20 protein-coding genes and 1 tRNA gene are annotated in these 21,116 nt (G+C 49.6%); 3 read left to right on the top strand and 18 right to left on the bottom strand.

The features are described from left to right. Positions 1 to 78: 78 nt before the first annotated feature. The 12 genes from ACJJI0_RS21540 to ACJJI0_RS21485 all read right to left on the bottom strand — a co-directional run bounded on the left by ACJJI0_RS21540 (position 79) and on the right by ACJJI0_RS21485 (position 11,331). Positions 79 to 168: transfer RNA gene (locus tag ACJJI0_RS21540), tRNA-Ser, on the bottom strand. Positions 169 to 446: 278 nt separating this feature from the next. After that, positions 447 to 641, bottom strand: a complete 195-nt coding sequence (gene csrA / locus ACJJI0_RS21535; RefSeq protein ID WP_091391203.1) for a carbon storage regulator CsrA — start codon at positions 639 to 641, stop codon at positions 447 to 449. A gap of 240 nt (positions 642 to 881) precedes the next feature. Continuing rightward, positions 882 to 2,105, bottom strand: a complete 1,224-nt coding sequence (locus tag ACJJI0_RS21530; RefSeq protein WP_444884137.1) for an aspartate kinase — start codon at positions 2,103 to 2,105, stop codon at positions 882 to 884. Positions 2,106 to 2,234: 129 nt separating this feature from the next. Beyond that, positions 2,235 to 4,847 (bottom strand): alanine--tRNA ligase, encoded by a 2,613-nt coding sequence (gene alaS, locus ACJJI0_RS21525; protein ID WP_444884136.1) that lies wholly within the window; start codon positions 4,845 to 4,847, stop codon positions 2,235 to 2,237. A 71-nt stretch (positions 4,848 to 4,918) separates the two neighbouring features. Then, complete coding sequence (locus tag ACJJI0_RS21520) at positions 4,919 to 5,266, bottom strand: histidine triad nucleotide-binding protein (RefSeq protein ID WP_444884135.1); 348 nt, start codon at positions 5,264 to 5,266, stop codon at positions 4,919 to 4,921. Positions 5,267 to 5,270: 4 nt separating this feature from the next. Continuing rightward, positions 5,271 to 5,456, bottom strand: a complete 186-nt coding sequence (locus ACJJI0_RS21515) for a Trm112 family protein (RefSeq protein ID WP_152452364.1) — start codon at positions 5,454 to 5,456, stop codon at positions 5,271 to 5,273. 135 nt (positions 5,457 to 5,591) lie between these two features. Continuing rightward, positions 5,592 to 6,428, bottom strand: a complete 837-nt coding sequence (locus ACJJI0_RS21510) for an alpha/beta hydrolase (RefSeq protein ID WP_444884134.1) — start codon at positions 6,426 to 6,428, stop codon at positions 5,592 to 5,594. A gap of 40 nt (positions 6,429 to 6,468) precedes the next feature. Further along, positions 6,469 to 7,494, bottom strand: a complete 1,026-nt coding sequence (locus tag ACJJI0_RS21505; protein WP_444884133.1) for a class I fructose-bisphosphate aldolase — start codon at positions 7,492 to 7,494, stop codon at positions 6,469 to 6,471. Positions 7,495 to 7,541: 47 nt separating this feature from the next. Continuing rightward, positions 7,542 to 9,020: a glycerol kinase GlpK gene (gene glpK, locus ACJJI0_RS21500; protein WP_444884132.1), complete on the bottom strand. Its 1,479-nt coding sequence runs from the start codon at positions 9,018 to 9,020 to the stop codon at positions 7,542 to 7,544. A gap of 97 nt (positions 9,021 to 9,117) precedes the next feature. Beyond that, positions 9,118 to 9,606 carry a regulatory protein RecX gene (locus ACJJI0_RS21495; RefSeq protein WP_444884131.1) on the bottom strand — a complete coding sequence of 163 codons (489 nt, stop codon included), beginning with the start codon at positions 9,604 to 9,606 and terminating at the stop codon, positions 9,118 to 9,120. Next, positions 9,607 to 10,641 carry a recombinase RecA gene (gene recA, locus ACJJI0_RS21490; protein ID WP_252082775.1) on the bottom strand — a complete coding sequence of 345 codons (1,035 nt, stop codon included), beginning with the start codon at positions 10,639 to 10,641 and terminating at the stop codon, positions 9,607 to 9,609. It lies immediately after the preceding gene. A gap of 174 nt (positions 10,642 to 10,815) precedes the next feature. After that, entirely contained in the window at positions 10,816 to 11,331 is a 516-nt protein-coding gene (locus tag ACJJI0_RS21485) for a CinA family protein (protein ID WP_444884130.1), read from the bottom strand. A 511-nt stretch (positions 11,332 to 11,842) separates the two neighbouring features. Between ACJJI0_RS21485 and ACJJI0_RS21480 the strand changes: the two genes are divergently transcribed. Beyond that, positions 11,843 to 13,924, top strand: coding sequence for a glycoside hydrolase family 16 protein (locus ACJJI0_RS21480; RefSeq protein WP_444884129.1), 2,082 nt, complete (start codon positions 11,843 to 11,845; stop codon positions 13,922 to 13,924). 301 nt (positions 13,925 to 14,225) lie between these two features. Here ACJJI0_RS21480 and ACJJI0_RS21475 read toward each other — a convergent pair whose 3' ends face one another. Continuing rightward, positions 14,226 to 14,660 (bottom strand): GNAT family N-acetyltransferase, encoded by a 435-nt coding sequence (locus ACJJI0_RS21475; protein ID WP_252082780.1) that lies wholly within the window; start codon positions 14,658 to 14,660, stop codon positions 14,226 to 14,228. 28 nt (positions 14,661 to 14,688) lie between these two features. Between ACJJI0_RS21475 and ACJJI0_RS21470 the strand changes: the two genes are divergently transcribed. Then, positions 14,689 to 15,297: a tRNA-uridine aminocarboxypropyltransferase gene (locus tag ACJJI0_RS21470; RefSeq protein WP_252082781.1), complete on the top strand. Its 609-nt coding sequence runs from the start codon at positions 14,689 to 14,691 to the stop codon at positions 15,295 to 15,297. Positions 15,298 to 15,458: 161 nt separating this feature from the next. Here the strand turns inward: ACJJI0_RS21470 and ACJJI0_RS21465 are convergent, their stop codons facing one another. From ACJJI0_RS21465 to ACJJI0_RS21445, 5 genes are all read right to left on the bottom strand, one after another. After that, the gene (locus ACJJI0_RS21465; protein ID WP_252082782.1) at positions 15,459 to 16,265 is read right to left on the bottom strand and encodes an amidohydrolase family protein; all 807 of its coding nucleotides are present in this window, start codon (positions 16,263 to 16,265) and stop codon (positions 15,459 to 15,461) included. A gap of 1,006 nt (positions 16,266 to 17,271) precedes the next feature. Continuing rightward, positions 17,272 to 17,508, bottom strand: a complete 237-nt coding sequence (locus ACJJI0_RS21460) for a hypothetical protein (RefSeq protein ID WP_252082784.1) — start codon at positions 17,506 to 17,508, stop codon at positions 17,272 to 17,274. A 68-nt stretch (positions 17,509 to 17,576) separates the two neighbouring features. Then, positions 17,577 to 17,975, bottom strand: coding sequence for a VOC family protein (locus ACJJI0_RS21455; RefSeq protein WP_252082786.1), 399 nt, complete (start codon positions 17,973 to 17,975; stop codon positions 17,577 to 17,579). A 620-nt stretch (positions 17,976 to 18,595) separates the two neighbouring features. Continuing rightward, positions 18,596 to 18,952 (bottom strand): hypothetical protein, encoded by a 357-nt coding sequence (locus ACJJI0_RS21450; RefSeq protein ID WP_444884128.1) that lies wholly within the window; start codon positions 18,950 to 18,952, stop codon positions 18,596 to 18,598. A 25-nt stretch (positions 18,953 to 18,977) separates the two neighbouring features. Then, positions 18,978 to 19,499: a hypothetical protein gene (locus tag ACJJI0_RS21445; protein WP_444884127.1), complete on the bottom strand. Its 522-nt coding sequence runs from the start codon at positions 19,497 to 19,499 to the stop codon at positions 18,978 to 18,980. Positions 19,500 to 19,831: 332 nt separating this feature from the next. Here ACJJI0_RS21445 and ACJJI0_RS21440 point away from each other — a divergent pair, with 332 nt between their 5' ends. Beyond that, complete coding sequence (locus ACJJI0_RS21440) at positions 19,832 to 20,773, top strand: IS110 family RNA-guided transposase (RefSeq protein ID WP_444884126.1); 942 nt, start codon at positions 19,832 to 19,834, stop codon at positions 20,771 to 20,773. The last annotated feature ends 343 nt before the right edge of the window (positions 20,774 to 21,116 follow it).

The following is a 21,116-nucleotide window of genomic DNA, read 5'->3' as shown; positions in this document are numbered from 1 at the left end:
TCGCGACACCTTCTTTTGCAAGCCTTGAAAAAGTTCTTTTTTCAAGGCTCAAGCCCTCACCCTGGAAGACCCAAATAATGGCGGAGAGAGAGGGATTCGAACCCTCGATGAGTGTTAACCCATACGCCCTTAGCAGGGGCGCGCCTTCAGCCACTCGGCCATCTCTCCTTTTAAGCCGAAGCAGAAGTTCCGCTTTAGGCCACCTCCGAAGAGGCCTTTCACGCTAATCAACCTGTTTGATTGCTTGCTGAAAGTGGGCGGCATAATACCAACGGCTCGGCAAAAAGCAATGGCGAATCAATAACTTTTTGCAGTTTTTTGCTTTTCCGGACACCTTTCATACAGGATGTTCAAAAAAAAGACTTTTCCGCCAAATGTGGAATACCACTACCCTGCAGCACAAATAAAAAAAGGCCGGGATACCGGCCTTTTTGAAAACGATTCGCTTATTCGTTGCCACCCTCCTCAGAGGATTGCTTTTCGCGCTGGATACGCTGATAAATTTCTTCACGGTGTACGGCGACTTCTTTTGGCGCATTTACGCCAATACGCACCTGATTGCCTTTCACCCCCAGCACGGTAACCGTGACATTGTCGCCAACCATCAGCGTCTCGCCAATTCGGCGGGTTAAAATCAACATTACCTACTTCTCCTTGATCATCCTGTGATAAAGAACAGCCGGTGTTTATCCAAAGCTGCTCTTATTTGGTCATCATAACCGGGTGGCGGTGCACGCAAGGTCAAAAACTACCCATCACACTCTTCAGTATTGACCAGTCGAACAAAATCTCAACAGGTTGGATGCAATGCCAAACAACTGAATCGAAATGGGAAGGCTCTCTTTGCCTTAACTCCGGTTATAGTGTTTCTTTCAGCTCTCTCACTTGGAGAGTTCAAACTCACTGTGCAAAGCACGCACTGCCAGCTCGAGATAGCGCTCATCGATAATCACCGAAATCTTAATTTCCGAAGTAGTGATCATCTGAATGTTGATATTGTCTTCACCCAGCGCACTAAACATACGACTGGCCACATTTGCATGGGAACGCATTCCCACGCCGACAATAGAAACCTTGGCAATCTTGTCGTCTGTGATCACCTCACGGGCGCCAAGTTCCGCCGAAACACGCTCCAAGACTTCGCGAGCCTTAACCAAATCATTGCGATGTACCGTGAAAGTAAAATCGGTAGTCCCGTCAACCGCACTGATATTCTGCACGATTACATCGACCTCGATATTCTCTTTACCTACAGGTGCCAAAATACGGCAGGCAACACCGGGGGTGTCCGGGACACCACGAATCGTTAATTTGGCTTCATCACGGTTGAATGCGATGCCGGATACGACAGGCTGCTCCATCTCGTTATCTTCCTCATCCAGGCTTATCAGGGTTCCTTCACCCTCTTCAAATGTTGAGAGCACGCGCAAAGGAACCTTGTATTTGCCAGCGAACTCCACGGCGCGGATTTGCAGGACCTTGGAGCCAAGACTGGCCATTTCCAGCATTTCCTCAAAAGTGATCCGATCCATACGGCGCGCACTATCCACCACACGTGGATCAGTGGTATAGACCCCGTCAACATCCGTATAGATTTGGCATTCCGTGGCATCAAGGGCAGCAGCGAGCGCTACCCCCGTGGTGTCTGAACCGCCGCGCCCCAGAGTGGTGATATTTCCGTTGTCATCCACGCCCTGGAAACCGGCAACCACAACTACTTTGCCTTCATCCAGGTCTGTGCGCATACGCTCGACATCAATGCGCTGGATGCGAGCCTTGGTGTGGGCATTATCCGTGAGGATCTTGACCTGCCCGCCAGTATAGGAGCAGGCATCATAACCGCGCTTCTTAAGGGCCATGCTCAACAGCGCAATAGTGACCTGCTCACCTGTGGACACCAGTACATCGAGTTCGCGGGGATCGGGTTTTTCCTGAATCTGGTAGGCGAGCTCAATCAGGCGGTTGGTCTCCCCACTCATAGCGGAAAGAACGACAACCATACCGTGCCCCTTTGCACGAAATGCGGCTACTTTATCGGCGACGGCTTCAATACGCTCAATAGAGCCTACGGAAGTCCCGCCGTATTTCTGCACGAACAAACTCATAACTTTCTGTGTTTCCTTAGCTCCAGGCCAAGTCCGCGCACCACCCGAAATCGTGCAGGCGCGCACTTAATCACCAAACTTCGGCGAAATCAACTTCACACGCTATTTATGGCGCCAAATTGACCGAAATCAGCTTTTTAGGGCGTTCTCTACCCATACAGGTACTTCTTGCAGCATACCTGGCAGAGCCGAAGCGTCAGTGCCCCCCCCCTGCGCCATATCGCTGCGACCACCGCCCTTGCCGCCAATCTTGCCAGCAGCAAAACGCATCAAGTCTCCCGCCGATAGGCGGTCGGTGAGGTCTTTAGTCACTGCCGCAACCAGGGCAACCTTTTCCTCTCCCGGCGCCGCCAGCAATACAACTCCGCTGCCCAATTTGCTCTTCATTTGGTCAGCCAGGTCACGCAAAGATTTAGGGTCGGCGCCGTCGATTGATGTAGCCAACAGTTTAAAGCCCGCAATCTCTATTGCCTGGGCACTGAGGTCTCCACCAGCACCACTGGCCAGCTTAGTCTTGAGTTGCGCAACTTCCTTTTCCAACTTGCGGTTATTGAGCAGTAACTGCTCTACCTTATCTGCAAGAGTGTCCGGGCGCGCCTTGAGGAGAGCCGCAACATGCTCTAGCCGCTGCTCAGCGCGATCAAATTGTGACAGCGCATGCGCACCTGTGACCGCCTCAATACGTCGCTGGCCGGAGGCGATGCCACTCTCGCTGACAATACGCAAAAGACCAATATCCCCCGTGCGTTTCACGTGAGTGCCACCACACAGCTCTACAGAAAAAGTCCTGCCCTCTACAACGCCCATAGAGAGAACGCGCACTGTATCGCCATACTTTTCACCGAACAGTGCCATGGCACCCATTTCTTTGGCTGACTCAATATCTGTCTCGCAGGTATCAACCGGTGTGTTCGCGCGAATCTGCGTATTCACTAGGGATTCGATCGCATGCAATTGCTTGGCGGTGACCGCTTCCGGGTGGGAGAAGTCAAAACGCAAGCGCTCGGAATCCACTAGTGAGCCCTTCTGGGTTACGTGCTCGCCGAGCACTTTGCGCAGAGCGGCGTGTAGCAAGTGAGTCGCAGAGTGATTCAATGCCGTTGCCTGGCGCACATCCGCTGACACCTCAGCAGTGAGCTGCTCACCAACAACTACTGTTCCCTGCAGCAGCTTGCCGGTATGTAAATGATGACTGCCCTGCTTGGCACAATCACGCACCTCAAAACGGCCCGATGCGGCCTTTAGATAACCGCTATCCCCAACCTGGCCACCTGATTCAGCGTAAAATGGTGTCCGATCGAGGATTACCACGCCTTCTTCCCCATTCTCCAGACGCTCAACCTGCTCTCCGCCTTTGAGAATCGCGGTTACTGTGCCTTCAGCTTCGGTGGTTTCGTATCCAAGGAACTCCGTGGCACCTTGCAGATCCAACGCCTCGGTATAATCCTGCTTAAATTTACCGGCGGCACGGGCCCGCTCACGTTGAGCTTCCATAGCGGCTTCATAACCCGCCATATCCAGAGATAGGCCACGCTCGCGGGCGATGTCCTGGGTTAGATCTGTAGGAAAACCGTAGGTATCGTGCAAGGTGAATACCAACTCACCCGGCACCTCACTCCCTTCGAGAGTGCTCAATGCGCTCTCAAGTAAAGCCATGCCTTTATCCAGGGTCTTGGCGAATTGCTCCTCCTCTTTGCGCAGCGCCTGCTCAATCAGCGACTGTTTCTCACGCAATTCTGGGTAGGCCTCTCCCATCTGCTCTACTAGAGCGCTCACTAACTTGAAGAAGAAGACTTCTTTGTGGCCCAACTTGTGTCCATGACGCACTGCCCGGCGAATAATACGACGCAATACAAAGCCACGACCTTCATTGGAAGGCATAACACCATCGGCAATTAAGAAGGAGCAAGAGCGAATATGATCGGCAATTACCCGCAGGGATTTTTCCTCTAGGTTATCGCAACCAACAATGCTACTGGCTGCTCGTAACAACGCCTGGAATAGGTCAATTTCATAATTTGAGTGCACGCCCTGCATAACAGCGGCAATACGCTCCAGCCCCATCCCGGTATCGACAGAGGGTTTGGGCAGCGGGTGCAGCTCGCCGTCCGCCGTGCGTTCGTACTGCATAAATACCAGGTTCCAAATCTCGATATAGCGATCGAGATCGTCGTTGTCGGAACCAGGAGGGCCACCGGGTACATCTTCGCCGTGGTCAAAGAAAATTTCTGAACTGGGACCACAGGGGCCGGTATCACCCATTTGCCAGAAATTATCCTCATCAAGACGGGAGAAGCGCTCAGGGCTCACCCCAACTTCCTTTTGCCAAATATCGGCTGCTTCATCATCGCTGATATGCACGGTTACCCACAGGCGCTCTTCTGGCAAGTTCAGCACCTTGGTGAGGAAGTCCCAGGCAAAACGGATGGCATCGCGCTTAAAGTAATCACCGAAGCTGAAATTACCCAGCATCTCGAAGAAGGTGTGGTGGCGCGCGGTATAACCTACATTTTCCAGGTCATTATGCTTACCCCCAGCACGCACGCAGCGCTGCGAACTAGTGGCCCGGTTATAGGGACGCTTTTCCTGGCCGAGGAAGGTGTCCTTAAACTGCACCATGCCGGCGTTGGTGAATAGCAGGGTCGGGTCATTGCCCGGAATCAAGGAGCTTGACGGCACCACAGTGTGGCCCTGTTCGGCAAAGTAATTCAGAAAGGCGTCGCGAATCTGTGCGCTTTTCATCCGGCGTAATTCCACTTCGTTAGTTGAGAGTTATTGAATGACACCGGTGACGCGGTGTCTCGTCTATCCCGCTACTGTGCAAGCCCCTGCTCGGGCATGGTTTGTTGAGCCAGTAGATGGACATGCAGGTGAAATACGGTCTGTCCCGCGCTTCGACCATTGTTGACCACAAGTCGAAATCCCTCTAATCCCAGCTTTCTGCCAAGTTCAGCGGCCACCCACATCAGATGGCCGAGCAGAGCCTTGTCATCGATTTTGGCGTCGAACAAGTTAACCAGGGGTTTACGCGGGATAATGAGGAGATGGGTCGGGGCTTGTGGCGCCCGATCCTCAATAACGATACAAAGATCGTCCTCGTAGATTTTCTCGTTCGCTATTTCGCCCGAGATAATTCGACTGAAAACGCTGGGTTCACCCATTGGTTTATTTTTCCAGCTTTTCCTCAGCAGTCAGCTGACGCGCCTCGGATTCCAGCATCACCGGAATGCCGTCTTTTATTGGATAGGCCAGACCGCTAGCTTTACACACCAGCTCCTGGGTCTCCTCACGGTACTCAAGCGGCGCCTTGCTTACCGGACACACTAACAGGCTCAGTAACTTCTTATCCATGTTCCACCCCACTATTTCCCCCTGGCGTAACAAGCAGGGGGCAAAAATGACCGCGTATCATACAATGCTTCATAGGGTTTTTCACGGCATTCGCCAAGGGTTACAACCAGCATGGTTGACTGCCCCTTATTTTTATCAAGAGACGACAGACCCCGCCTGCGGTTCGTAGGATTTTAAATGACCAAGCAGCAGATCACGTGCTAAACGCCCCTCTTCGACCTCATTAAAAAGCTCGTGATAAGCCTTGGGAAAACAGTGCAGCATTTTGCCGGCCGAGCCCATCCGCCCAAACCACTCACGACTCACTCCAACATCCACCAGCCGATCGGATTCCGGCAGCAACATCAGACAAGGCACCAGTAATCGCTCCAGATTAGCGGAGAGAAACTCCCGCTCGCGAAGAAATGTCTCAAACCAGCGCAGTGAAACCCCTCGATGCGTTAGCTCATCCTTACGGTAAGCTTCAATTACCGCAGAATCCCGGCTCAACCACTGGCTATCTATCCTGCTGGAAAGCACTAGCCCCGGGAACATCTTTGCCAGTATCAGTACCAGCCTCAACTCGAGTCCCGAAGGCTCCTTAGCCCCGCAGAAACCCGGTGCTGATAAGATGATGCTATCTACAGCCCCGTAGCGAACGGCACTGCCACAAGCGACCACCGCCCCCATACTATGCCCTAACAGATGCAGCCGTGTGCCGGGGTTACCACTTTTGACCAGGCAGATAAATTCATAGAGGTCCTCGCTATAGAGCGAGAAATCCTCTATGTGGCCCCTCTTCCCCTGGGACAAACCATGACCATAATGGTCCGGCGCATACACACTGAAACCTGCCCGATTAAGATGTGCCGCTAAATTAACGTAACGGCCGCTGTGCTCACCCAGCCCATGGGAAATCACCACAGTTCCCCGCGCGCCTTCAACCCACCAGCGACGGTAATGTAAACTGATGTTTCTTGTTAAAAATTCCATTGTCGCAGCCCACTTTCCTTATTGTTTTATCGCGCTTTGGTCACCCATAACCCTCCCCCTCAAGGCTATCGCGATACTTACCCAACATAGCCAGATGATTCATACATGCTCGCTTCACCAAGGCTCTCTGCGCCATTTCGATATTTTCCAGCTTGCCATGCCAAGTCGCTAACGCCGGCTGTTGTAATGCCCTCCCATAGGAGAAACTCAACTGCCATGGGGCATTGTTAAGCTGGTTAAGGGCATTAAGGTTTTCTGTAGCCTCTTCCGGGCCCTGGCCGCCAGAAAGAAAATTGATACTGGGCACTGCGGCAGGCACACTGCGACGCAGGCTGCGCAAAGTGTACTCAGCCACCTCTTGCGGCTCCGCACTAGGCAATTCTGCTCCGGGAGTGACCATACTCGGCTTGAGCAACATCAACTCCAAAATAACACCATGACGATTCAAGGCATGAAAAACACTGCTCCAAACCTGTTCATTAACAGTCGCGGAGCGTTCGAGACTGTGATTGCCGTCCATTAGCACTTCCGGCTCAACAATGGGCACCAACCCCTCAGACTGGCAAGCGGCGGCATACCGAGCCAACATTTCCGCGTTAGCCGTAAGCCCCAACTCAGTCGGGTTGTGAGCACTCACGGGATACACTTCCCGCCACTTGGCAAATCGCGCTCCCTGGGCCTTATATTCCCGCAAGCGTTCGATAAGGCCATCGAGCCCATAGGTGATCATGTCCCCCTCCGCACCGGGAAGAGGCCCCTTGCCTTTATCAACTTTAATACCCGGTAGAATCCCCTGTGCCGCCGCCACCTCAGGCAAAGGCGTACCACCTCTATCACTCTGACCGAGCGTTTCCTCAAACAGAATGACACCACAAATAAAGTCCCCAAGCCCCTCACTCGACAACAGCGCCGCACGGTAATCTCGGCGGTTTGTTTCGGTTGATTCCACCCCTACAGCAGAAAAGCGCTTGGCGATAGTTCCGCTGCTCTCATCTGCAGCCAGGATTCCCCGACGACCATCGACCAGAGAATCTATCGTTGCTTTTAACTCATCGTGAACTGTCATAGAAACACCTCCATGTGCCAAAACCCAGTCAAGGATAGACGCTTAAATTAGAATGCTTTGCAGGCTGCAACTGCTCGCTTCCAACCCGTCAGTAGGGAATCCCTTTTTTCTGCTGGCATTCCCGGCAGAAAATCGCGCTCAATCTCCAGCAGACGCTCCGGTAGCCGGTGAAAATGCCAGAGACCACTGCCGATCCCCGCCAATAGCGCCGCGCCGATTGCCGTGGACTCAATCTGTCTGGGGCGCTCTACACGCAGATCGGAAATATCGGCCTGAAACTGCATCAAGAAATCGTTCGCGCTTGCCCCACCATCGACACGCATATGGCTGATATCAACCTTTAGAGCCTCTTTCATAAGCCGCGCCAGCTCATCACTCTGGTAGGCGATGGACTCAAGAGTGGCGCGAACTACTTCAGCCCGCCCCGCGCCCCGGCTCAGGCCACACAAGGTCCCCCGCGCCGATGAATCCCAGTGTGGTGCACCCAGGCCGCTAAACGCCGGCACCAAATACACTCCGCGGGTATTGGGAATGCTCTGCGCAATAATCTCGCTATCGACAGCCCGCTGAATCAATCCCATTTCATCACGCAGCCACTGTATTGCAGAACCCGCGGTAAAAACTGAGCCCTCAACTGCATAGCCTGGTAACCCATGGGGATCACAGGCGATTGTGGCCAGCAGGCCGCGAGGCGGCTCAGGGCGTTTTTCGCCGGCATAGGCCAGCATAAAGCAGCCAGTGCCATAGGTATTTTTGAGATCTCCTGGGTTCGTACAGCCTTGCCCAAACAGCGCCGCCTGCTGATCTCCAGCCACCCCACAAATAGGTGCACTGACGCCAGCAAAAGCTGCTGGATCCGTATCGACAAAATATCCGGCAGACGGCCTGATTTCTGGCAGAATCGTTTCAGGGCACTCAAAAAGCGCCAATAGCTCTGGATCCCAGCTTTTCTGCTCCAAGTTATAAAGTAGGGTGCGACTGGCATTAGTATGATCAGTCATGTGCGCGCGGGCACCGCTCATCTTCCAGATCAACCAGCTGTCTACCGTGCCGAAACACAGCTCCCCCTTGCGAGCACGCGCCTGTAGATCCGGCTGCTCTCGAAATAGCCACAACAGCTTACTGGCAGAAAAGTACGCGTCCAATAGTAGTCCGCTGCGCGCGCGCAGCCATTCGGACTTTCCTTCTGTGGCAAACTGCGCACAAATATTTGCTGAGCGCCGACACTGCCAGACAATTGCCCTATGAACTGGCTCGCCTGTGTGGCGATCCCACAGGATCGTGGTCTCTCTTTGGTTAGTGATACCAACCGATTTGATTTCGGATGCACAAACACCAGCACGCTGCAGGGCAGCCGTACAGACACGCTGGGTGACTTGCCAGATTTCCTCGGCATCCTGCTCGACCCATCCAGGCTCTGGATAATAATTGGGGATCTCTGAGTAACTGCGCCCCACCAGGGTACCGCTACTATCAAAAACGAAAGCTGTGGTGCCTGTAGTGCCCTGATCAATAGACAGGATCATAAAGTCTCTCGCGCTTATTATTCTTTCTCTCATTACCCTAAGCCTGAGGGAAAGCATTACCTTCGCGCCTCAAGCAAGCATGAGAGTATAAGCGTGATTACTCTTCGTCCAGCGCCCAGCTAATAGCATCTGAAGAGAAACCGCGGTAAGACAGGTAGCGTTGGCGACGTGCGCGCTCCTTCAGTTGCTGTTCCCGCGGCAACGCCAAATCAATTGGCGAGCGATATTTGCGCTGCAGCTGCTCTTGGGCCAAGGAAAACCAGTCCACCTCTAGCTGCTCTAAGACCTGGGATAAAAGCTCAGCGGAAATGCCGCGCTGTTGTAATTCCAGGCGGATACGCAGGGGCCCCTGACCACGCTGAACACGAGAACGGGCAAAAACTTCGGCAAAGCGCTGATCAGACTGGTAGTTGAGTTCTTGCAAGCGCGTGAATAGCGCATCGAAGTCGGCACCGGGGAACTTACCCACCAGCTTCCGCCTCAATTCCAAACGGGAGTGCTCGCGGCGAGTAAGCAGCTCAAGCGCCGCGCCGAAAAGCGCTTGAGCGGGGTCGGCGGTGAAGGCCGCCTTGGAGGAAAAAGACACTTACTCTTGGGGCAGTTCGGCAGCCTCTTCAGGGCTGGCCGGAACCAGATCGCCTAACAGCTGTGCCCGCAGCTGAGCCTCAATTTCATTGCGGATATCGGGGTTATCACGCAGGAACTTGGTAGCATTGGCCTTACCCTGACCAATCTTATCACCCTTGTAGCTATACCAAGCGCCCGCCTTATCAACCAAGCCCAGCTTCACACCGTAGTCAACAACCTCACCAATCATATTGATGCCTTCGCCGTACATGATCTGAAATTCAGTCTGCTTAAAGGGCGGAGCCACCTTGTTCTTCACCACTTTCACGCGGGTCTCGTTACCCACTACTTCATCGCCGTCTTTTACCGAGCCGATGCGACGGATATCCAAACGCACGGAGGAGTAGAACTTAAGAGCATTACCACCAGTAGTGGTTTCCGGGGAGCCGAACATTACACCGATCTTCATACGAATCTGGTTGATAAAGATCGCTAAGGTATTGGTGTTCTTGATATTACCGGTCAACTTACGCAGTGCCTGGGACATCAGACGAGCCTGCAAACCTACGTGGGAATCTCCCATCTCTCCTTCAATTTCAGCGCGCGGTGTCAAGGCTGCAACGGAGTCCACAACCAATACATCCACAGCACCGGAACGCACCAGCATATCTGCCACTTCCAAGGCCTGCTCGCCGGTATCTGGCTGGGAGACGATTAACTCATCAACATTTACACCGAGCTTTTCGGCATAAATGGGATCTAGGGCGTGTTCTGCATCCACGAAAGCACAGGTGCCGCCTTTGCGCTGGGCCTCGGCGATCACTTGCAGGGTTAGAGTGGTTTTACCAGAGGATTCCGGGCCATAGATCTCAACGATACGACCGCGGGGCAGGCCGCCTATACCCAGCGCCACATCCAGGCCGAGAGAGCCAGTGGAGATTGCGGGGATACGCTCGCGCTCCTTATCTCCCATACGCATCACTGTGCCCTTGCCAAACTGGCGTTCGATCTGCGACAGCGCCGCTTTCAATGCCTTGTCTTTATTGGAATCCATGACCGTTCCCGTATATCTGAGCTGTGTTGAGTGGGGCAAGCTTATCGAAGGATTACTGTATAGGCAACCAGTAATTCCGGCACAATCTGTACCAATCTTCCCAACACGGTTACACCGCTCTCAATTCTGCACAACCCCGCTATCACACCAGTAAACTGACCAGGTAGATCACCTTTAAACAGGGTGTTCCTCCAAGATCTTCAGCATCCCTTTGAGAGCCTCCAGCACCGTTTGTGCCTGAACTGTGGCCCGACCCCCTTTAAAGTGGAAACACCGAGCATCAATCTGAACCGGTTCCTGCCCTTCCGCATGAGCCCAGGCAATCCACACAGTACCGACTGGTTTCTCTTCGGTACCACCACTGGGACCAGCAATACCGCTTACCGCCACGGACAGGTTGGCATCCATCATAGCCAGCACTCCACAAGCCATTTGCCGGGCAACTGGTTCGCTGACCGCACCAAACTGTTTTAGGTCCTTCGCATCCACCCCTAACACACTGTGCTTGATGCGATTGGCATAACTAACGACTGAACCATCAAACCAATTGGACGCATTGGGAATAGAAGTGATCGCCGCGGCAATCGCACCACCAGTGCAGGACTCCGCAGAGGTTACAAACCAACAGCGCTTTATCAATTCCTCACCAAGCTGCTGTGCCAAACTTAATATCTCGCCATGATCAGCCATTTTTCTACCCGCGTATCATTTCTCAAGGTACTCACTCGCCAGGAGCAACCCGCACATCACCTTATATTATGCCAACTGAACGCAACCTCCACTAACAAGACCGCCATTCGCTGCACCAAGCAATGGCGTATAGCCATCCATAGACCTACAAGCAGCAAATGAAAATAACATTACCGTGCCAGCCTTAAAATTACTGAAGCGGTACTACAGCCTCTGTAGATTCAAAAAACTACCTCCCTTTAATCAAGACATAACTACCCACAAAAAAGATGTAGCTCTTCTAGTCGGGCACGTCCAACACATAAACATCCTCATAGGTTTTAAAAGTGCGGAAAATATAGCTACAGGACAAAGAAAAATGCATGGTACTAACCTCGTGCGATAAGCAGGACTGAGCACGCGATAAAGGGGGAAAGCACTCACCCAAGAATAACCCGCTATTTGTTAGGCTTTATTCGTCGATAAAAAAATCAACGATACCCCTTTGATAGCCAAAAAAGAATAAAAAGCTATGCGAATAAAACAATCAGTGATGGTTATGACTATCCTGGGAAGCTGCGCTTCTCCATTAATCAACGCAAAAACTTTAATCTGGGAAGATAATTTTGAAGGAAACAGTATTAATAAATCCGTCTGGACTTACGATGTAGGCAGTTGGGGCTGGGGCAATAACGAACTACAAGACTACACGGGCAATAGTAATAATGCCTATATTGAAGATGGTAACCTGGTTATTCAGGCACAACGCAATACTGACGGCAGTTTTACATCTGCCCGCCTGAAAACGATTGGTCGACTCTCTTATCGATACGGTACGATTGAGGCCCGCATCAAACTACCTGATCTCAACGCCGGTCTCTGGCCGGCTTTTTGGCAGCTCGGTAATAACTATGGGCAGGTCGGCTGGCCCGCATGCGGTGAACTGGATATTCTCGAAGCCGGCATGGCCGAGGCGCTCGAAAGCGGCAGTGTCAATTCAGCGATTTCCAGTGCCTTCCACTGGCATCATGAGTCCGATGAATACACAGGACAAGCGGATTACGGTCAAAGTAAAAACCTCATCAAAGATTTTGGCTACAGTAGGGATTTAACCGAGGGTTACCATATTTTTGGTATGACTTGGACACCCGACCATATTACGATGTGGGTGGACGATGAAGCCAACGAAATCATCAGCATTGGCAGTGAAGACCCGGCGTTTGATGAGTTTCGTCAAGAACACTTCCTGATACTCAACCTCGCTGTGGGTGGTATTTTCCCACAGATCTTTCGCAATGAAGAAATCACCGCACCGATGCCCGCCAAAATGTATGTGGATTATATCCGTATCTATGATAACGACGATAATAACTACAACACAGAAATCACCCTGGCCGAAGACAAGGCAAAATTCGGCAACCTAAGCATATACGGTGACGGTGAAGATATCTCTGAGTCTTTGCAGCTTGGCACCCATACCGAACTCTATATCTGGAACAATATGGAATCCACCGCAAGTGTTGATGACAATGAGGCCTTGGAATTTAATATTGACGCTGGCGATTGGTTTGGCATGGGTTTTTGGATGCACTACGACCTAAATATGATGCACTATCAAAATGGTCACTTAAACTTACGTATCAAGACCAGCAGCACTGAAACGATTGGGATTGGTATCGCCAGCACTGGCAGTGGTAGCGATAGTTGGGTTGATTTAATCGATGGCGGTGAAGACTATGGGTTAAAACGAGATGGACAATGGCACTTGGTCAGCATTCCGCTAAGCAAATATGCTGTGGACTTCCACACCATTAGCCAGACCATAATGGTTCGTGGTGACGCACCTGCAGAGGGGTTCACCTTGGCCATTGATGAAATTTACTTCAGTGAGGGAGAGGCAAAGACTATCCCCGCTGGCATTTTTTCCGTATACAGTGAAACGCTCGAAGCCGATTCGACTTTTAAGCTGGGTAGCGATGGCAATTTATTCGTGTGGGAAAACACCCTGCTGGAAGTCTCTCAATCACCATTCGAAGGCGAAAAGTCCCTCTCCTACCAATCCTCTGGAGCCGGCTGGTTTGGCATGGCATTTACCGCCAACAGCTACCACGACCTATCCGCTTACGATAACGATAGAGCCACACTAAATTTTTTCCTTAAAACCAGCAGTGACACCCCTTTTAAAGTCGGCATGAAGAGTGGCAGCATCAATAATGTTGAACAAAAGTGGATCGAATTTAACAAAAACCCTGATCCCTATGAATTTGTCCGTGACGGCCAATGGCATCAAATATCCATCCCAGTCAGCGACTTCAGCGATGAAGTGGATATGTCCAACGTGATTCAGTTATTTGAAATATTAGGTGTAGAAGGAGATATCACTAATATTGAGATCGATAACATCTATTTTTCCAGTGAAGCCTCTGGATCTCACTGTCAGCACCCACCCCACAAGTGCCATCCACATCACGGGCGACAGGAGCAGCCTAAAAGAAAGTGCAAGCCCTGCAGCCCTCTAAGTGACTTCAGTAATAGTGACTTCAGCAATGATCAGCTCTGTAACTATCGACTGGGAGGTCATCAACACCGCTGTCTAGACTCTGCTGGAGAATAACGATGACAGCCACCGGACAATATCCAGTCCCTGTACGGATTAAGTAATCACAAACGTCAACACTCAATCAGTGTAAACTGCAACTACCCTACTTAAAAATTAATTGTACCAAACGGAGCACAGCGTACAGATTACCTACCTGAGAAACCAACGTCTTCTGGACGGTCTGGGCAGCATCTTAATGATGATGCCCAGTTTATTATCTGATTGTGAGGAAAGTTATAAAATTTCAATTAAATCGCACAAAGGGTATATATACTCTGCACTCAATCATTTAGAGAAATATAAACCCAAAAAACAGCTATCTATAACCCATTGCTGATATGGAGCGCCCTTGATTCAGGTAGCTACTATACAGTTCAGCTACAGGGGTTGGCAGCAATTCGGCCTCCACTACCTCAAAGCCCAGCGACAAATAAAAAGACTCTAAGTGGATATAGGGAAAGGTATAGGTATTCCTATCAAACCTCTTAGCCAGGAGTGCTAGCAATAAACGCGCGACTCCCCGCCCCTGGTACTCAGGGGCCACCGCAACCCCTGCAAGTAATTTAAAAGATTCATATCTACGCAGGTAGCCACAGCCGATCACCTCACCTCGCTCGTTACGCACGACTGCACAATCTTCATGTCGCTTGGCTTTGCCACGAAATCCATGCATGCGATAGAATTTGTTCGCTAGCGGAATCTCAATATCTGCCAACCATTGAACCTTATAAGAAGGCTGCGTAACTCCCATAAACCTGCCTGTACTCAGTAGTCGAAAAATGCCCAGAGAAACCTGCAATACTTGCCTGCGCCCACCCAATGTTTGCTATTGCAGCGCATTGGTTAGCCTAACAAGCACCATAAAAGTGGTGATCATACAGCACCCGCAGGAGGAGAAGCACCCATTCAATACAGGACGTATGGCACACCTATGCCTGAGTAACAGCGAAATGATGATAGCCGAGAGCCTATCGACCCATCAGCTAAATACTTTGCTTTGCACGCCCTCCGCCCTACTCTACCCATCCCTGGAATGGTTACCTGACAGTGGCGAGCTGAACTCTAATAATCACCAATCTAATAAAACTTCAAGTAAACAAGCACCTGTTAAGCAGCTGATCGTGCTAGATGCAACCTGGAAGAAATCCAAAAAAATTCTCCACCTCAATCCTCAATTGCAACGTCTTCCACGGATCAATCTTGGTGGGGGCCTAAAATCAAATTATGAAATCCGTAAAACTTCTGTAGCAGACGGGCTATCGACAATTGAAAGTATCGCCATGGCAATGCAATTGCTAGAGGGGAATAACAATTTTTTAAAATTGTTAGCGCCATTTGAAAAAATGGTTGAGCTGCAACAGAAGAGCTTTACATTTGAACCCGCGTGAATAACCAAACCCATGTTAAATTTCGTATTAGGCCTAAACCTAACTATACAGGGTGTCTACTAAACGTGGGTAAGTCTTACACCTTACGCCGCGCTCTGGGGCAAACCGAAGCGCAGCGTAGGTTTGTCCCAGGCAGTGCCTGTTAGGCCACACCGCTCTGACTATAAATTGAATACTCGGCATGCGTTACCACTCAAGAAAAGCTCCTCCACATCTTCTCCCAACGCCAGCTCTGGAAGATTCTCGAGCGCTTTGGCGGGCATGATCATTGGGTAATTTGTGCCGAAGAGAACTTTGTTGCGGCCATGTCCTCGCATAAACTCGACTAGAGGCTGTGGGTATTTCTTAGCGGTGTACGCTGACGTGTCGATGTATACGTTTTCGTGCTTTGTAGCCACCGCAATAGCCTCATCTGTCCAAGGGTAGCCAATGTGACCACCGACGATTTTTAGCTCAGGAAAATCCAGGGCCACCTGATCTAGGTAGATAGGTCGACCAACCTCCGACGGCATGAGCGGCCCGGTGTGACCAATCTGGGTGCAGAACGGAACACCAAGATCACAGCATGCTGTGTACACGGGATAAAACCGGCGATCGATCGGCGGCACCTCCCAAATCCAGGGCAAAACCCGAATCGCTTTGAAACCTAGTTCGTTTACGCAACGTCGGATCTCTCGAACAGCCTCCATCGGCTTCGAGATGTCCACTGACCCCACGCCAACCAACCTGTCAGGTGCCTTAGCCATGAAACCTGCGACTTCATCATTGGAGATCATGACATTTCGGGGAGCAACCCAAGCCGATATCAGGCTGCGATCCACACCACCTTGATCCATCATTCCGAGAGTCATCTCTATCGGGATTTCTGTTGTCGGCATAGGCATCTTCGTCCACCTGCGTAGCGACTCGAAGACTGGATCTTGCGAGTGCCGTAATGTTGGGTGCTGTGCCCAAGCATCAACAATCATCTACATTTCTCCTTTGCTGCATAACGCCGCACTAAGCGGCAAAACATTGTTGGCTAAAATAGTGAACGTAGTGAACAACAGCCAACTGTTTTTTGTCCGTTCTTGAGTGCTTTGTTATGTTTTACTACACTGTTTTATCAATTGAAAAAACTTACTAGCCAGTCGAGCGTCAAAACGCTTGTAAAAACTTTCAAACCTACGAGGCCAACAAACAGAACTATTAAGGCTACTTTAAGTTTTTTACTTTTGATGTTATTCCAGAACAATAACTTAGCCTTAAATTCACTTTTTTACTCGGCTATATCTTCTTTCACACTAAATCCCTTTAGCCATCACAAATTTAAAATTGAAGCTAAGAATCAATAAAAACATAACGCCCGAAACAGGGGCTGCCAATGCTGTGCACATTTTGTGCGAAACTGGGAGCGCAGCGATCCGCACAAAATGTGCACTGCGTTGGGCGTCCCGCGGAGGCCCGAAGGGGCGGAGCATCCTGCTTGCGTTTGGTATGAATTTAGCACGCCACTTCACGAATCTCTTCAATTGCAGGTAACCCAGAAAAAATGCCGACTAGCCCAGACACATAGGTAGTCTTACCAATACACCCTTCCATCTCGGAGTGAACCCTGCCATTTCTAATTGCTGAGTCGGAGAATAACAGTAAACTCAATACGTTAGCTGGAGGCCGTGTCTATAAATTAACATGATCTTTTGATGGAATTAATACTAAAGCATTGCCTCTGGGTGGTTTGTACATATAATCGACAACTTGAACATGATTGCCATAGTAACTTTCAAACATACCGACAACCATAGGCACACCTCCACGCATGAACCCGCCGGACGGCTTATTACTACAAGCGGTCAGCCCCAAGAGAACTAGAAGTAGTATTGATTTAGTATTTCTCATGAATTCATAAGCCGTGGTTTGGGGCTGACATGGAGCGCCAGCGGAATGGCAGTCCCAGCCGAGGCGACAACACCACCTTGTTATGTGAGATTAAGGCTAATCTTGAAAATCCCATGGAATTTCCTTTTTAAATAGAGCAATAGTTTGCTCTACTAGCTCTAAATCAAGATCCTTTTTGTAAAGAGTAACTTCTCTAGTTTTTTTGGAGTCATCACGAAAAACCTCCAACACCATATCCTTTCCGGTGTATACCTCAACACCGATGCCATCCCTATCACTACCGACATCACTAGCTATTATGTACTTTTCAATTTTGGGGAATTCTTTGCTCATACTCTGGAACTACGTTTTCACTTAACGCCGCATTCAGGTCCGCCGTAGGCGTCACCTTGAATGCTTTGTTAGCTGCGTGCTGGTTGATGGAACTCTATAACATTGCCATCTGGATCTCTTATAAAGAAAAACTGAGCACCGTTGTATTCGGCTTCCCCTGTTATAGGAAAACCCAGAGCTTCGACGTTACTTTTGGCTGAATCATAGTCTGTTATTTCTAAAGCGATGTGCGTATAGCCTGGATATTTCATATCACCTTCCATTAGCACATTTTTCCTTGGTGCATCCTTTGAAGCATTAAGGATCAAGTTGATGTTAACTCCTGATGGATGCTCAACTATAGCTACTGGCTCAGGGCCAACTGGGCCAACTATAAACTCAAAACCTAGCTTGCCATAGAATTCACGAGAGACATCCAAATCTCTAACCCTCAATCCTACATGATTAATTCTGGTTATATCTTTCATCATCGTCCCTTGATATTGAGTGTAAATGATTCGGAGCAGCTAACGCCGCCGGCAGGGGCAGCTTACCTTGTACACACTTTGCGCGACAATGGGAGCGCAGCGACCTGTGCAAAACGTGCACAAGGTAAGCTGTCCCGCGGAGGGCCGAAGGCCCGGAGTGAACTTGAGTAACTTGTTAATGGCTTAACCCTCCGGCGGCAACATATTACCAAACAAAGCCATTAAACTTAGCAAAACAAAGATAACCCACCAGACTATGTAAGCCCCTCTAGTAAATTTCTTTTTCCCGCGGCGAAAAATGGCAAGAGGTATACCTACTATTGCAAAAGCAATTAGAACATTGGTTATGGCACGGCCAAAAACAAATCCTATAGCATATGCTGAAGGTCCTTCGTTAGTTGCAATTAGGCTGGCAGTAAATTAATTGAATGCCAAGCTCACAAGAAGCATTACCAACGTATTTATATTTAGTTTGTTATTCATTGTTTTCGATTGTACCCGCGCCCATTAACGCTGTCATAAACGGCTGCCGAAGCAAAGCGTAGGCAGCCCGGTGGAGGGCTCGCTATTTGCGCCCGGAACGTATTTAATGGCCTTGCTATGTTTTACCATGGCCTTCGTTAATTGCTCCTCTTTCTTGCTAAAGCGAAACAACCAAAAGCAACCAAAACACCGAAGCCTGTCTTGGGCTGTCCATTGTACACACCTACAACCGAAGCCAATGCGATGAGCGAACCAATAACATAAAGGGTTAATGACGAAAATATTCCATTCCCACGCTTTGCTTTACCAAAGAGTAAAGACAACCCAACTAGGCCTACAGGTAAACCTGCTACAAAACTCAGAATAACAACAACTATTTCACCTGTAAGCCAAGCAGACAAGGCAAGAGCCAAACCAATGAGCGTACAAGCAACTCCGAGTACTTTTCTCGAAGCTGGAGACACTTCATTCTCAAAATTATTAGGATTCAGCATATTGCTCCAGAAACATAACGTCGCGCTAAAACACGTCAGCTTTATCGGCGTCGTTTTTTAGCGCCTTGTTAAATTCTATATCCCTTTCCTCTAATAGGATAAACATCCCCCAAAAGTAAGGATATCCGCCTCCCGTAATGGAACTGATATTTCCCATAAACTCCTGGACAATCTCATCCGGAACTGAATCTGCTAGGGAATATTTGAGAGTCAATTCTTTTAGAGTCTGCGTAGCTGATAAAAACTGTCCATAACTCGCACTAACCAAATGCTCTTCCCATGCTCCGCAACCATGCATAGCAGTATACACAGGGAAGTCGGGATCATTTAAATCAATGAATATGGGATCATAACAGTTAAGCTCGGCACCAATAACATACCAACCCTCCTGCCAATCCCCTTCGTCAAACCCAAACAATGGATTTCCTTCACGATCGATTGAAAATCCAACTTGGCGCTCTTCGGCCTGCTCGTTCGAGAATAAAGCTAAGTGAACTAATCCAAATGATATCTCTTCAGAACTTAAATTTGGTGGTAAATATTCCATCATTCGTCTTGAAATTTAACGCCCCGCTAAGCGGCGAGCGAAGCAACGCGTAGCGAGTCCAGTGGAGGCTGCGCTTTTCGCGGCCGGAATAGTGCTTGAGCGGCTTGTATGGTTGTTCTTGCCCGATTCTGATGTTGAAAATCCTTTTCGCTAACGGGTAAATTGAGACCCACCTTCGGCGGCCACCGAAGGCCTTGTTTATCACAGTTCGCTGCCTGGCCGGCTCGCAAAAGACCGATAGCAAGTGTGAACGTGATAAGCACTCACTAGGCATAACTCGAATAGTCATGTGGGCCTCGAGCCCGAATAGCAAGGCGGAGATAGCTTATCTTATGGAACCTCAAGAGATCAATGTCGGTATCGATACCAGCAGTAAACAACTCGATATTTATGTGAGACCTACTGGCCAGTTCTTTAGTGTTACCAATAACAAAGAAGGTATTAAAGACGCCATCAAACAACTACAACCGCTTAAACCTCAAAAAGTATTAATCGAGTCCACAGGAAGACTAGAATTAGAATTCGTTTGTGCTGCTCATAAAGCTGGACTGCCGATAGTTGTTTGCAATCCTGCGCAAGTAAGAAACTTTGCAAAGTCAGCGGGGCGGCTTGCCAAAACAGATAAGCTGGATGCAATTGATATCGCACATTTTGGTGAAGCTATGAAGCCAAGATTGTCATCAATCAAACCAGAAAAACTAAGAAATATCAGTGATTTGCTGACGGTCAGGAACCAGTGCTTAGAGATGAGCACAATGCAAAAGAATCGCCTCAAGAGAATGCCCAAGTCTGTTCACAGGCCCATTCAGGCTATCTTAAAAGCCATCAAGAAAGAGCTAGAAGGGGTCGATAAGCAACTTGATAAACTTGTTAATAGTGTTGCCGAGTGGCGACAAAAACGCGATCCCTTATTAAGCGCTAAAGGAGTCGGCAATGTACTGGCTTACACGCTAATGAGCAAACTTCCTGAGCTGGGCAAGTTGAACCGCAAAGAGATTGCGGCACTTGTGGGTATCGCCCCGATGAATCGTGATAGCGGCAGCTTCCAGGGTAAGCGCTATATTCGAGGTGGGCGACATCGTGTACGCACGGTTTTGTTTGTTTCTATGATGTCAGCAATACAATGCCACCCTAAATTAAAGCCAATGTATGAGCGCCTGGTCGCTGCTGGTAAACCAAAGAAAGTAGCCCTTATCGCATGTATGAGGAAGCAACTTACCATTCTAAATACGATGGTAAAAAACAACACTTACTGGGATGAGAAAATGGCTTAAATACTTGACAAAGGACCATAGTCACTTGTTATGTGTTTCACTCTTGGTATGCATCCAATGGAACCATAGTAAAGGGCTTTTCAAATGAAAATGGTTCTAGTGCATTCAAGTTCTTAGTATTAATGAAGACGACAAAGGTATCTATACTGGGCCCAGATGAATAGGGATACAAAATAGTGCCAACAGGCAATTGGCCATTGCCTTTATCTGACTGAAGTACGAACGGAGCCTGGAGCTCCAAGCTGTCCGACTCCAAAATTCGGTACTTTTCCCACTTCATACCTAAGAAGAAAGATGTCGCCATCATCGAAACGAGGGCCATGAGGGAAAAAATTAATTTCAT

The sequence above is a fragment of the Microbulbifer mixtoriginis (SeqCode) genome (assembly GCF_052466695.1).
Note: the sequence above shows the minus strand (reverse complement) of the source record. Positions and strands in the feature narration are given on the sequence as shown.